Annotated in this window: 7 protein-coding genes; 2 read left to right on the top strand and 5 right to left on the bottom strand. The window is 45.3% G+C overall.

Annotation, left to right across the window (positions count from 1 at the left end):
- The first annotated feature begins 48 nt into the window (after positions 1–48).
- Positions 49–1,230: an AIR synthase related protein gene (locus tag PHEP_RS14770; RefSeq protein WP_015808786.1), complete on the top strand. Its 1,182-nt coding sequence runs from the start codon at positions 49–51 to the stop codon at positions 1,228–1,230.
- On the opposite strand, the gene PHEP_RS14775 is transcribed toward PHEP_RS14770, so the two are convergent.
- The 5 genes from PHEP_RS14775 to PHEP_RS14795 all read right to left on the bottom strand — a co-directional run bounded on the left by PHEP_RS14775 (position 1,231) and on the right by PHEP_RS14795 (position 12,209).
- On the bottom strand, positions 1,231–2,184 hold the full coding sequence (locus PHEP_RS14775) for an SGNH/GDSL hydrolase family protein (protein WP_036674142.1): 954 nt from the start codon (positions 2,182–2,184) through the stop codon (positions 1,231–1,233).
- Between the two features lie 101 nt (positions 2,185–2,285).
- Positions 2,286–3,185, bottom strand: coding sequence for a PorP/SprF family type IX secretion system membrane protein (locus tag PHEP_RS14780; RefSeq protein WP_036674144.1), 900 nt, complete (start codon positions 3,183–3,185; stop codon positions 2,286–2,288).
- A gap of 68 nt (positions 3,186–3,253) precedes the next feature.
- Positions 3,254–10,144, bottom strand: a complete 6,891-nt coding sequence (locus tag PHEP_RS21700) for an MBG domain-containing protein (protein ID WP_015808789.1) — start codon at positions 10,142–10,144, stop codon at positions 3,254–3,256.
- Between the two features lie 165 nt (positions 10,145–10,309).
- Entirely contained in the window at positions 10,310–11,506 is a 1,197-nt protein-coding gene (locus PHEP_RS14790; protein ID WP_015808790.1) for a helix-turn-helix domain-containing protein, read from the bottom strand.
- 181 nt (positions 11,507–11,687) lie between these two features.
- Positions 11,688–12,209, bottom strand: a complete 522-nt coding sequence (locus PHEP_RS14795; RefSeq protein WP_015808791.1) for a DinB family protein — start codon at positions 12,207–12,209, stop codon at positions 11,688–11,690.
- A gap of 116 nt (positions 12,210–12,325) precedes the next feature.
- On the opposite strand from PHEP_RS14795, the gene PHEP_RS14800 reads away from it, so the two are divergent.
- On the top strand, positions 12,326–14,494 hold the full coding sequence (locus tag PHEP_RS14800; protein WP_015808792.1) for a S46 family peptidase: 2,169 nt from the start codon (positions 12,326–12,328) through the stop codon (positions 14,492–14,494).
- The last annotated feature ends 30 nt before the right edge of the window (positions 14,495–14,524 follow it).

The raw sequence follows: 14,524 nt of genomic DNA on the forward strand, positions 1-14,524 counted from the left end.
TTAATCAAAAGCCCTAACATTCGGGCGTTTGCTTATCTTTGCAGCAACATGAGTGATAACAGGTACAACCAGCGTGGCGTTTCTGCCTCGAAAGAAGATGTGCACCAGGCCATCAAGAATATAGATAAAGGTATTTTTCCCCAGGCCTTCTGTAAGATCATCCCTGATATTTTAGGCAATGATGAAAACTTTTGCAATATTATGCATGCAGATGGCGCCGGCACCAAATCTTCACTGGCTTATGTGTACTGGAAAGAGACCGGCGATATTTCTGTATGGAAAGGAATTGCCCAGGATGCGATCATCATGAATATTGACGATCTGATCTGTGTAGGTGCTACTGATCACATCCTCCTGTCTTCTACTATCGGCCGGAATAAAAACCTGATACCGGGCGAGGTTATTGCAGCAATTATCAACGGTACAGAAGAAATTTTGGCCGAACTTCGTGCACAGGGCATTTCTATTTATTCTACTGGTGGCGAGACTGCTGATGTTGGTGATCTGGTACGTACCATTATTGTAGATTCTACAGTTACCTGCCGCATAGAACGGGATAAGATCATCAGCAATGATAAGATCCAGGCTGGTGATGTCATTGTTGGACTTTCTTCTTACGGTCAGGCGAGCTATGAAACGGAATACAATGGGGGCATGGGTTCCAACGGCCTGACTTCTGCCCGTCATGATGTGTTCGATAAATCGGTGGCCAATACCTATCCGGAGAGCTTCGATCCTGCAGTCCCTTTTGACCTGGTATTTTCGGGTGCTAAAAAGCTTACAGATGAGGTTAAGGTTGATGAACATACAACGGTTACTGCCGGTAAACTGGTGTTATCTCCTACCCGGACTTATGCACCGGTGATCAAAAAAGTTTTGAATGGTTTCCGGTCGCAGATCCATGGCATTGTACATTGCAGCGGCGGTGCACAAACCAAGGTACTTCACTTTGTAAATGACAATGTCCATATCATTAAGGACAATTTATTTCCAATACCCCCACTATTCCGTTTGATACAGGAGCAATCGGGTACCGACTGGAAAGAAATGTATAAGGTATTTAACATGGGGCACCGCATGGAACTGTATGTTCCTGCAGCAATTGCTGAAGCTATTATTGAGATCTCAAAAAGCTTTAACATTGATGCTCAGGTTATTGGACACGTTGAAAGCTCGGCCCGCAAACAGGTAACTATACATAGCGAAAAAGGGGAATTCACTTACTTTTAATTATTTCATTAAGCTGCTGATCTGTTCATCAATTTCAGCTGCTTTAATTGTTGCTTCCTCCAGGGGCAATCCTTTTTTCATTGGACGTTTGTGCCCTGCAGCAGTTAACCATGCATCCTTCATGAGGTCCTGCTTTTGGGCAATCAGCTTTATGAGCTCATATTTCTTGGAATGTGTTACTGCACCTGGCAGATCGGCTGCCGTGCTGACTTTTTTCTCGCCCAGGTACAGTAAAAGCGCTTTTGCCATTATCCAGTGCCCGGTTTCACCGGGGTGTACACCATCGGCAGCCAAATAAAATCCATTGATGTTTAAGGCCGCGTCTACCTTCCGGTGTGCTTCCAGGTATTTTTTCATGGGATAATGCAGATCTGCTACCTCCCAGTTCTTTGCTTTCTTCTGACCAAGCAACCAATCAGAATACTTGTCCAGAACTTCTGAATAGCCCTTTTTTCCACCTCTAAGTTCATCATAAACCGGCGGGGTAAGGTGAACAATGCGGATGCCCTTAGCGGCATATTTATCGTGCAGCCAGCTGATGCCATCCTTAAATTTTTGAAAACGGACATTGTCGAATGGCATGTACAGACCATCGTTCATTCCGTAACAGGCAAATACCAGGTCAGGTTTGGTTAGTGCCATTACACGGTCCAGCCGTTCATGAAGGTCGGGCCTCGGAAACTTACCACCCGCATGCCCTGCTTCGGACAAACCGGAAACGGTTTCGCTGGGCAGGCCCATATTGATGAATTCGATTTTCTGACCTGGATAGTTCATCATGCAATAGGCTTCTATATCAACAATATACTGACCGGCATAGGTAATGCTGTTGCCCAGGAACAATACTTTTTTTGTGCCAGCAGAAAAAGGCTGTGCAAATGAACTCATGTGCTGGAACAACAGGCAAATGCCTGCAAGAAACGCCAAATACAATTTAACTGATGATGATCTCATTTTACTAAATTAGGTGTTTAAAATGAATGATCACGATCAGTATTGGCAATTTATTCAGCGATATTGGTTAAGGCGCGCTGCTTTACAGAAAAATTACCTGGTTATTTTTCAATTTTACTCAGGTTCAATCTCAGGTTCAGTTCAAAACTGCCATTGGTATAACTGCTCAAAGCTGAAGTCTGGGTGGTATAGGTGCCGCTGATCAGGTATTTCTTTCTGAAGTCCATGCCCAGGCCAAAAGTTGCATTTTCTGTACTGTGGTACATGGCCAGTAAAAACACCTGTTTGTTGGCAATGCCAAACTGTGCCCCTGCATCCCAGATGTTGTCAAAGCCCTGTACACCCCTGTAGGCTACTTTAGGTTCTACATCCATACCCTCTGCTCCTTCGCTGATCCCGATCTTGTAACTTGCTGCCGTATAAAAGGTAGCTACATCGGCCAGTTTGATCACATCCTTTTTCAATACACTTTTCAGGTTGGGCACAGAAGCCTGTATGTTCAGTTTACCGGAAGTATAGGCTACACCAAAATCTCCGTCCAGATAGGTTTTACGGTCGTTGTACTGCCCTACCATCGGGTCGCTGGGGTTGCCATAAATGTCTGCATTTTCCAGGCGCTGGCTCATGAAACCCAGGGATACCCCAAAATGCAGCTGATGGTTGTTGTCGTTCAGTTTGAGGTGATAGGCATAACTGCCCACTACCCTGGTCTGGCGCTGCAAACCTGCACTTTCATTGTTTACCGTAAGGCCCAGGCCAACTTTGTTAAAACCATAATCGGCCGTCAGGTTTTGGGTCAATGGCGATCCGGGTACATTGCTCCATAGCTTACGGTAAGCCCCGTTTAATTTTAAGCCCTGGTCTGCACCAGCAAAGGCAGGGTTGATCAGGTACTGGTTGGTATAATATTGCGAAGATAAGGGGTTTAACTGGGCTTTTACTGTGCTGCCCCCCATTGCCATTAGGATTATGATGGTGAATGTTTTATGTATTGCGTTCATTTTGTTTTTGTTGATGGTTTAGCCTGCAGGAACGGGAAGGGCCCTGCAGGTTTTTAAAATACGTCGGATTAATCTTGTCTGATAACTGTAATGAAGCCTTTGAACTTAGGTCTGCTGGTTCCGAAATCGATGACATAATAATAAGTACCTTCTGCCAAAGGTGAACCGTTTAATGTAGCATCCCAGCTGTTGTCGTACCCTTTTTTACCGTAAATGAAACGACCGGCCTTGTCAAAGATCCTGACCTCATTGTTTGGATATAGGTCGATGTTATCGATTACCCATTTATCATTCAGCCCATCTCCGTTCGGGGACATGATATTGGTAGCCTTTATTGTGGCAAAGTCTTCCAGTACGGTTAGCGTAAAGCTTTTGGTTGCTGTACAACCGCTGGCATTGGTTACTGTTACCGTATAAGTTGTGGTCTGGCTTGGTCTCAGCTCCAATACTGCAGTATTTTGTCCTCTTATAATACCATTTGCATTTGCCCATACATAGCTGCTGCCACCTGTAGCGGTTAACAATACAGCCTCTCCTTTACTGATCTCCGTTCCTTTATCACTGCTGATGGAAACTACCGGCAGGGCGTTTACAGTAAGGGTAAAAGTTCTGCTATAGGTATCAATACCCCCGTTTGCCGTACCCCCATTGTCTTTTACAGTTACGGTTACCCTGGCTGTTCCGGCCAGGGCGCCAGCTTTAATGCGGTAAGTTAATGTACCGGTAGCACCGCTGCCACTAACGTTTAAAGCATCAAATAAACCCGCATTGTTACTGCTCACAGTTAAAGTGGTGGTTTGTGTGGTTTCGGGGCCTGCACTGATGCCAGTTAAAGCAACTGTTTGTACTGCTGTTGTAAAGCAAATGGTCTGATCGGCAATAGCAGCCAGTGCAGGCGCTTCGTTCACATCGGTTAAATTGATGCTCAGTTCTTTTTCCAGCCAAAGGCTGTTTTGAGTGGTCGACCTTACCCTTATTTTATAGACGGCCTTATTTTCATAATCCAGGGCAGCGCTGGTGTTGATTTTATTTCCGTTAATGGCAAACAGGGAATTGTCGGTATCCCCTGCTCCTGCAGCCAATGTATAAGTAAAGATGGCCGAAGGATCATCGGAAGTACTGCTCAGTGTACCGGCATTTGTGCCTGCCGGACTGTTTTCATAAAGCATTACCCCAGCAAGACTGATGCTGGTTGGCGCACCTGGTTTAATTTTCAGGTTACCCGGTATATAACTGATGCTATAATTTGCAGCTGCTGCGCCGCCAATATTGATAACATAATCACCAATAGGACTGTTGGTATTTGCAGTGGTAGTTATTTGCGGCTGGGCAGTCAGTGCAGCATTGCTGTCGTTGTTCACAAAGCCGTTGTAACTTGCAGTCAGGACAGGATTGGCCGTACCTGCAAACTTCTCTTTGTTATCGGCTGTAATGATCAGGGCTTTTTTATTTACGCTCAAAGCGCCGTTAACGTAGCTGATGGCATAATTGTTTAATCCTGTGCCTATGGCTGCCGATGGAACAATAGCATAAGGCTGGTCGGCTACTGTTGCAGCTGCTGCTGCGCCATTACTGGTCAAAGTTACGCTGTTTACCACATCGTTATTGATTAAACCTGTTGTACTAAACGCTGTGCCTGCAAAGTTAAGGGTTTCGCCGTAGGTCTTTACCGCCGGCAGGGCGGTTATAGTCAGGCTCCTTTGCGCCACGGTAAGTGTACCATCAGTATTGCTTAATGTATAATTGCCCAGTTTACCCTGCGGATCTGCAAGTGTGGCCACAATCGGATAGTTTACCCCAGCAGCAGCGCTGGACACTGCACCTGTACTGCTCCTGCTAAGGCTGATGAGGTCACCATTCTGCAAACCTGTAAGGCTTCCTGTAAAGTCGGCATTACCCAGGCTTTCTCCATAGGCTTTGGTCCTGCTGTCATTTACAACTACCAGGGCCTTTGGATCAATGGTTAAAGTACCGTTTACATAACTGATGGTATAATTGCTTAGTGCGGTACCACTTGCAGCCGAAGGGACAAGCGGATAGGGACCACCGGCTACTGTAGCTGTTGCCAGGGCACCCGGACTGGATAAATTTACGCTGCCTACTGTATTACCGTAAACCAGGCCTGTAGCCGTAAACTCTGTTCCGCTAAAGGTTAGCGCAGTTCCATAAGTTTTGTTTAGCTGGGCAGCTGTGATGGTCAAAGGTCTTGGGCTAATGGTAAAATCAGCACCTACAAAATTCAGCGTATAATTGCTGCCCAGTTCCAGCGTACCCCGGCTAACCGGGTAAGTATTTACAGTTTCACCGGCAGTTCTGTCCAGTTTGCCCTTAAAGGCATCACCAGGTATAAGGGGTTCAGAGAGTGTATACCCAAATTCAGGGTCCGGCTCACCGTAAACTTTAGCGCCGGTACTTGCTGTTACAGTTACGGCCCTGGCTTCAATTGCACCAGTTACAGCTACATCTGCAAGTTTATAATTGGCTTTGTCGGCCCCTGTTAAATTTAAGTCTGCAAAGGCAACCGGCTTTGTGCTTCCGGCATTTGGATTGTCGTAACTGGCCGATCCGTAAGTTACAGCCAGCTGGTCGTTGGCAATAAGGCCATCGGCTACAGAAAAATCAATAAAATTAACAGTGGCTGCTTCATTTCCATCATAAGTTTTACGCACCGGGTTTACCCTTGCAGTTATTGTCCGTGCTGTTATACTTCCTGTTGTGCTTAAGGCCCCTGTAGTCAGACTGTAGTAGTCTTTCTTCGCACCCGAAAGCACAAAACCTTTGACCAGCACTGTTTTATTTTCGCCGGCATTTTTACTGTCAAAACTTGCCGTTCCGCTTACTGTCAGTACATCAGACCCCACCAGGCCTGTTAGCTGGTAATTGCCTTCGCTCAATGACACAGCAGTTGTGCCATCATAGCTTTTGGTGATCAGTGGTGCGGCAGACAGGCTCAGGCTCAGTGCTTTGGGAAGAACGGTTAAGGTTGCCGTAATCGTTGCAGAAGTATAATATCCGTTTGCGGCCTGTGTAGCGGTGATGGTGGTGCTTCCGGGCTTAAGTAATTTAATGGAACTGCCGTTAACAGCAGCTACAGCAGGGTCGCTGCTGCTGTAAGTAAACGCGCCATCCGCATTGTTACTTTGCGGAGCCGTAATGGTGAAATCTGAGTCGCCATATTGTTTGCTCAGGTTGGCAAAATTACTCAATGTGGCCGGGCCGCTTACGGTAATATTAAAAGTCTGGTTTGTGCTACCTGCAGTATTGCTGGCTTTGAGCACTACAGGATGCACACCGATGTCTTTAACCTGTGGGGTACCAGTCAGTATAGCAGCCAGTTCGAGCATGTTAATGGTGTTTTCTGAAAAATTGTTGTAATACAGGTTTTCTGAATCATCGAGCAGCAATCCGAGTACATTTCTGGCTTCAGTCAGTTTGGTGCTGGAAGAAAGGTCTGCTGTATATTTTGTGAGACCGTAACCCGCCACATACAATGCACCGCTTTTGTCCATATCCAGGTTGTAGGCAAAAACATCCGGAATCAGTGTACTCACTGTTTGTCCGTCAAATTTAGCGATCCTTGTGATGGGGTAAGACTGACCGAACAAAAGGTTCCCTTGCTGGTCGAATACAAGGCCACTAAGATTTGCACCCGGCACATCCAGAAAAGTCTGGTAGGTTTTTGCGGTAGTGTTGATTTTAATGATCTTGGTTTGCATAGCGGCATAGAGCTCATTGTTGTGTACAGTAAAGCTCATGGGTCCGTTAATATTGGTGATGACATCCGACTCGCCTGCTGCAGGGTTTGCCAGCTGGATGCGGGTGATCTTACGGTCATCTACCCGGCTGATGTAAAGATAGCCATCGTGCACAGCTATTCCATAAACCCTTCCGGTAACGCGGTTTGCCCAGGGCAGGATGGCCCCATTGGATTTATTGATCTTATAAATGGCCTGTCCGTTGTATTCGGTACTGTAGATGTTGCCCTCGCTATCCTTTGTAAGACCGGACATTTCGAGCGTAGAGGTGGCCAGCACAACCGGATTATATTTCTGGCCATCTAATGTCAGCCAGTCCGGCAAAGTTGGGGCAGCAATGCTGGTTTCCAGACTGCCTTCTTTGCTGGCTTTGATGGAATAACTATAGGCCTGGCCAACAGTTGCGGTAGTTAGGGGCTGGCTGGTAAAAGCAGGTTTGCCTGTTATGCGCAGTGTAGCTGTTATTTGGCTCTGGGTAAAGTAGTCGTACGCCTGCTGGGTAGCAGTAATAACCACCTGCCCTGGTTTATGGATGGTTACCATGTTTCCAATAATGGAAGCTACAGCAGGATTGCTGCTGGTATAAGTAAATGTACCGAGGGCATTGTTGCTTTGCGGAGCGGTAAGTGCAAAAGGTGCATTACCCTCTGCTTTATCAAGATCAGGGAAATTACTCAATGTTGCCGGACCGGTTACCGTAATGTCAAAGTCCTGATCCTGATTGCCATTGGTGTTTGTAGCCTTGAGTTTTATAGCGTTTACACCAGCTACAGTTGGGGTTCCGCTTAAAATACCCCCGTCTGTAATGAAACTGACATTGAAGTTGCCCTGGTCGCTAATATACAGATTACCGGAAATGCTGCTCATTGCCAGTCCGAAAACCAATTTGAACTGTGCATCGCCAGACAGGCCTTCGGCAAAACCGGATGTCCCCTTACCGGCATAGGTGCTAACTACACCTGCAGGTGTAACTTTGCGGATGCGGAAATTATTTCTGTCTGCCACAAACACATTGCCGTTGGCATCAACAGCTACCCCTACAGGCATGTTAAACCTGGCGTTGGCCTGTGTCCCATCGGCAAAATCGGCGGTGCCGTTTCCTGCTAGTGTAGTTACTACCCCGGCTGCAGTAATTTTACGGATGCGGTGATTGTCGCGGTCTGCTACATACACATTGCCCGCGGCATCGGCAGCAAGGCCTGTAGGAAATGCAAACTGGGCTGCAGTACCTGTGCCATCTTTAAAACCTTTTACTCCGCTGCCTGCAAAAGTAGATACCACTCCGCCAGGTGTAATTTTACGAATGCTGTTCACGTCCTGGTCGGTAACGTACAGGTTCCCCGAGTTATCGATAGCGATACCTAAAAGGTAGGTAAAAGTAGCGGTAGTGGTAGTACCATTTGCATAGCCATATGTTCCTGTACCTGCAAAAGTGCTTACCTGGCCTGCAGGGGTAATTTTGCGGACACGAAAATTACGGGTATCTGATACATATACATTACCGGCTGCATCTACAGCTACGCCGGAAGGATCATTGAATTGTGCAGCTGCACCTGCCCCATCGGCGAAACCAGCGGTCCCGCTACCGGCCAATGTGGTTACCACACCTGCAGGGCTGATTTTACGGATACGGTGGTTACCCCTATCAGCCAGATAAGTATTGCCTGCTGCATCCATAGCGATGCCAGCAGGTGAGTTGAACATAGCGCTGGTACCTGTGCCGTTGGCATAGCCCAGATCTTTTCCCACAAAACGTTTCACCACCAGTCCTGGTGTTAAAACCAGCCAGTCTGGCAAACCTGCTGCAGTTAGGCTGATGGGTTCTTTGGCCCCAGAGATGGCCTGGATCTGGTAGGTATAGCGCTGGTTTACCGCTGCAGTGGTTACCGGAGTACTGGTAAACTGGGGGCTCAATGGAAGTGGTGGCGCGGGCCTGTTTACGATCAACGTATAGGTCTTTGTACTGTTGTTCTGAGCGGTTACCCTTATTTCGATGGTATTATCGCCCGTTGTTAAAGGCAGTGCGGCAGATGCTGTTCCGCTGCTCAGGGAGGTATAGCTACCTCCGTTGAGCCTGATGTGCAGGCTTGCCGAAGCATGGTCAACAGTTGGGGTAAGGGTGATGCTGCTTACTGCAGGATCAACCGATGCGGTATAACCGAGTGTATTTTTATCAAAAACAGGCTGCAGTGTTCCTGAACTGATGGCCAGTGCACTAAGGTTAGCATTGGCAGATGGTACAGCTATTTTATAGATCCTGCGGTTGGTATGCCCTACAAAAATATCACCGTTGGGGGCAATGCTCAGCAATTTCAAACCAAAAGTGCCCGTTGTTACATATATTTTAGTCCGCTGAAAGGTGGTCCCGTCTATTTTGAGTACATAATCTAAACTGTTTACAAAATACAGGTTACCACTTTGGTCTACATCCAGGTCTCCGGTATTTACATACAGGTCCGGATCAGAATTTTTAGCAATCAGGGTAGTTACCGCACCGGTAACGCCATTTACTTTGGTAAGTGCACCATCGGCATCAATGGCAAAGATATTTCCGCTAGCGTCGATCGCCATGGTATTGATCTGCCCTGTTCCGGGAAGGGTTATCGTTTTAACCAGCGTCCTGGTGCTCACATCAACCACACTGATTCCACCGCTATGTCCCAGATAAAGCGCATTGCCATAGGCTTTAAAGGTATATGCGGTAGGCAGGGAAGATCCGGGATTGGTATGTATGGGCTTCCAGAAGGATACGTTGCCGGCAGAAATTTCACCAAGGGTAAATCCATTATAACCGAAATACATATTGTTGTTCAGCAAGGTAATACGTGTGCCCAACGATGGCAGTGCTGTGCTGCCTGCAGGGCCCGATGGCAGCGGATTGGTACTGCCCGCAGTTGTAGGTATTCCGGCAATTACGCTGACCTTGCCGTTCTGATCGATCTTCCGGATACAATAGTTCCGGGAATCCGTAACATACAGGTTGTTGTTTGCATCTGTAGTTATACCTCCGATATAAGAAAATTGTGCAGTAATCGCGTCATTGTTGTCCCCTTCATAATAACCATCTACACCTGTGCCGGCATAGGGGCTTACAGTCTGGGCCTGGCTGCTTAATGCTGCGAAGAAATGGAACAAGAACAATAAAATGAAAGTGGCAGATCGCTTTGATGAAGCAAAAAATAGTTGAGTAGCTGTTATATCCATACGGTTCTTTAGATAATTGAAGCGCCAAAAATAATCCCGGAAAAGGGCATACAGAGGACCTCAGCTGGTCAAAATTGTCTTAACTTTAGAAGATAGGACACTAAAAAAGGATTTTTTTTCCTATAACAACACAAAACGGGGAACAGAATCTACATTGAAATATTTTTATTTACTTTTTCTCAATTGCAGATACTGGGAAGGCGTTACACCGGTAAATTTTTTAAAGGATACAGAAAAGGTGCTTCTGGAAGAAAATCCTGATTCTTTAGCCAGGCCTTCCAAAGTTAGCGACCGCCAGTCGCCACTTTCCATGCGCATTTTTACATAGTCGATACGGAAACTATTGATAAAATCTGTGAACCGCTGTTTATAATGGTTATTTAACACGTAGGATAAATGATGCAAGGGCATTTTCAATGCCAGGGCCAGCTCATTGATCACAAAGCCCTGCTGTCTGAAGGGCGCTTCTTTTTGCATATAGGTTTCCAGCTGGGCCACATAGGCCTGCATCAGCTCGGGGTTAAAAGGTGCCTCACGCAAAAGTGCGCCTGTAACGTCTGGCACTTCATCTGCTTTATTTTCCGGTAAAGTATAATTGCTTCTGGGTATGCCATATAGCACCTCTGGTTTAAAAAAAAGATAGACGCTTAAACAGGTAAAACCGATCACCTGCAAAAGTGTAGGAACAGAACGGGCAGAAGAAAGCACGCTAACTTTGGAACCCAAATTTACCCATGCGATAACAGACATGATGCCGAGCCCTAAATAAATGATTGAGCAAAAAACTGTAAAAGCAATCAACCAGCCTTTCACCTCTTTAAAAGCCTCCAGTTTGTCGCGTTTAATTACCTTCGCCAAAAGCAGCCATTGAAAAAGCAGGTACACAATTCCAAGTATCCAGCGCAATTGAAAATGCCAGAATGCTGGAACAATTCCAGATCCTTTTTGATAAGACATGTTAAAATTATTAACTATAGCATCTGCAACAGCTCTTTTAGTTTCTGCATCTGCAAAATAATAGGGCAGCAGATCAACAACATTTAAAATTGCAGGTATAAAATGCAGCCAGTCATATTTCCTGAACTTAATCTCGTCCAGCAGCACACTCCTGACGTATAAGTAGCTGCAACACGGAATGAGGTAATAAAGTGGGCTACCGATGCGAAATATTCCAGGTATATGTTTTAACCAGCCTGTAATCACCAGGAAATAAAGCAGCACATACCAAAACCAGCTAAAAATCACTGTTCCAAGTAAACGGTTGGCATGGAGCTGGTACCTGCCCCGGGTGAAGAGTAAAATGCTTGTTATAAAACTTGTAAAAAGGCTACCTGCAACAAAAATATCGTAAAAATTAACCACTAAAAAACCAGTTACTGTAATTAAAAGCTAAGCCAACCTGCACCATTAACCAGGTATAGCGATTCCAGACCGAAATTATTAAAAACATCGCTGGCAAGCAAATTTTTAGTTTAACTATTTGCCCAAAAAAATCTACAGTTTCGTAAAAGAAGCAAGGGAAGGCTTAGCAATGGTATCTGGATCAGTCCCTGTTCCAGAATGCAGGTGGCTCTATACCCAGGCTGCGCAGGTAAACAGTTCCCTGGGCACGGTGGTGAATCTCATTGTCAATAAAATAAAGAATGCTGGAGAACACCTGTCCTTCGTACATACCAAAAACAACGGTATTTTCCTGAAAACGGGCTTCATTGATTTTAGGCCAATAGGTTTTGATCTCTTCTGTTGCCTGATCCCATAATTGCAGCAGAACTGCTTTGGTAGCTGCGACATCTTTAGCCGAATGGTTGCTGAAACCTGTAGCTTCCGGCCATTCATCTGTTGCAATTCCTTTAATACCAGGCCCGGAAATATCCAGCAGTTCTTTTACCATGTCGGCAAAGGGACGCATCCCGCCAATGGAATAATCGAATATTTTATCTTCAGGGAAAGCCTCAATTACCCTCCTGGTAAGGCGGCGGTGTCCGAGCCATGCATTCAGCATGTCGGTACCGAAGGCAAAAGAAGTAATGGCAAGTGTTTCGCTGTGGTTGTTTTCAGTTGTCATAATGATGTTTTTAAGGTTAATCTTATTTTCTTACACAAAGAAAACATGGGCTACTGACAACCCTATGGCAGCCTGATTTATTTTTTTACCTTTGCTGCAACACTAACTAATGTATTATGATAAAAAGAACAGTTTATCTGCTGTTATGCGCCATAGTATTGTCTTTTGGCAATACTGTTAAAGCAGATGAAGGGATGTGGATCCCGATGCTGATAGGTAAAAACTATGAGCAAATGAAAAAGCAGGGCTTTAAACTTACCGCTAAAGACCTGTACAATGCCAATGGTTCCAGCTTAAAAGATGCCATCGTTCATTTTGGCGGCTTTTGTACAGGTGAGATTGTATCAGACAAGGGATTGATCTTCACCAATCACCATTGCGGTTATGATGCCATTGCTTCTAACTCTACTCCTCAGAACAACATTCTTGACAATGGTTTTTATGCAAAAAACTATGGCGAGGAAAAACCGATTAACGGTCTGTTTGTACGCTTTCTGCAAAGAATGGAAGATGTAACCGCTAAAGTTAATGAAGCTACAAAAGGTTTAAAAGGAGCAGAAAAAGAATCTAAAATGCTGCAGGTATTTGAGACCATTGCAAAAGCTGCTGTTACAGGGCCAACCATTGAGGCCAATGTAAAAGATTTTTATAAGTCTAACCAGTTTATCTTGTTTGTTTATGAGCGTTTTGATGACGTACGCCTGGTGGGTGCCCCTCCTCAGAACATAGGTAAGTTTGGCGGAGATACAGACAACTGGGAATGGCCGCGCCAGACAGGTGATTTCTCTGTGTTCAGGGTATATGCGGCGAAAAACAATGCCCCGGCAAAATATTCGGTAGAAAATGTACCTTATAAACCTAAAAAGTTTCTTCCGGTTTCTATTAAAGGGGTAAAAAATGGCGACTTCTCTATCGTTTATGGTTATCCGGGCCGTACAGACAGGTACCTGACCTCCTATGGGGTAGACATGGCCACAGAAAAGGTAAATCCTACGATCGTTAAACTACGCGACATCCGCCTGAAAGCCTGGAAAGCTGAAATGGATAAAGATGTAAGCCTGCGCTTAAAGCTATCGTCCAAATATGCACAGATTGCCAATTACTGGAAATATTTTATCGGGCAGACAGAGCAATTGAAACGCTTAAAAGTTTCGGATAATAAACGTAAGGAAGAAAAATCATTTACAGAATGGGCTGCCCAAAAAACAGAATTTGCAGGCTTGATGGAACAATATGATCAGATCTACAAAGATTATGATCCAATTGCCGTTCAGCGTACTTATATCAATGAAGGTTTCCTGGCTTCTGGCTGGGTTAGCAATGCCATTACGATAGGACGTTCATGGGCAGCTATGGAACAGAAAAAAGGTGACGAAAATTTTGCCGGACAGGTAAAAACAAGTGTAAACCAGGCCATAGCTACTTACGGAGAAACCTATAATGAGGCGGCAGATAAAAAGATCTTTGCCCAGATACTGGCTGCATTTTACAACGACGTACCGGTTAAATCGCAGCCTAAGTTTTATGCAGCGCTAGCCGAAAAATACTGGACAGGAAACCCTGAAACGACCTTTCAGAAATATGCAGATTACCTGTGGGAAAACAGTAAGCTGATCAGACCCGAGAAATTAAAGGCATTTATGGCCACCAACCCTTCGCTGGAAACCATTAAAGAAGATCCTGGATATAAATATGCGGTAAACCTGTACCCTCCTGATTACATCAAAACGAACTTTGGCTCGGCTGTAGCTGATTTTGAAACCAAAAAGGCAGAACTTGACCACCTGTACCTGAAGGCTGTGCTGGAAAAAAATGCAGGCAAGCTGATGTACCCGGATGCCAACTCTACCATGAGGCTTAGCTACGGCAACGTACAGGATTATCCTCCGAAAGATGGCATGGTCTATAAAACCACCACTACCATTGAAGGTGTGATGCAGAAGTATATCCCGGGCGACAGTGAATTTGATTTACCGGCCAACCTGATTGAGAATTACAACAAAAAGAATTTTGGTCAGTATGGTAACGACGGTACTTTAACAGTTGGCTTTATTACCAATAATGACATTACAGGTGGAAATTCGGGTTCTCCGGTAATTAATGGCAATGGCGAACTGATCGGTCTTGCTTTTGACGGCAACTGGGAAGCCATGAGTGGCGATATTGCGTTTGATAAAAAGTTTAAACGTACCATTTGTGTAGATGTACGCTATGTACTTTGGTGCATTGATGTATTGGGCGGCGCGAAGAATATCATTAGCGAGCTTGATATCAGGAAGAAATAATTAAAAAATAAATTGACCTGTTTCTGCTGG

Origin of the sequence: Pedobacter heparinus DSM 2366 (genome assembly GCF_000023825.1) — a bacterium.
GTDB lineage: Bacteria > Bacteroidota > Bacteroidia > Sphingobacteriales > Sphingobacteriaceae > Pedobacter > Pedobacter heparinus.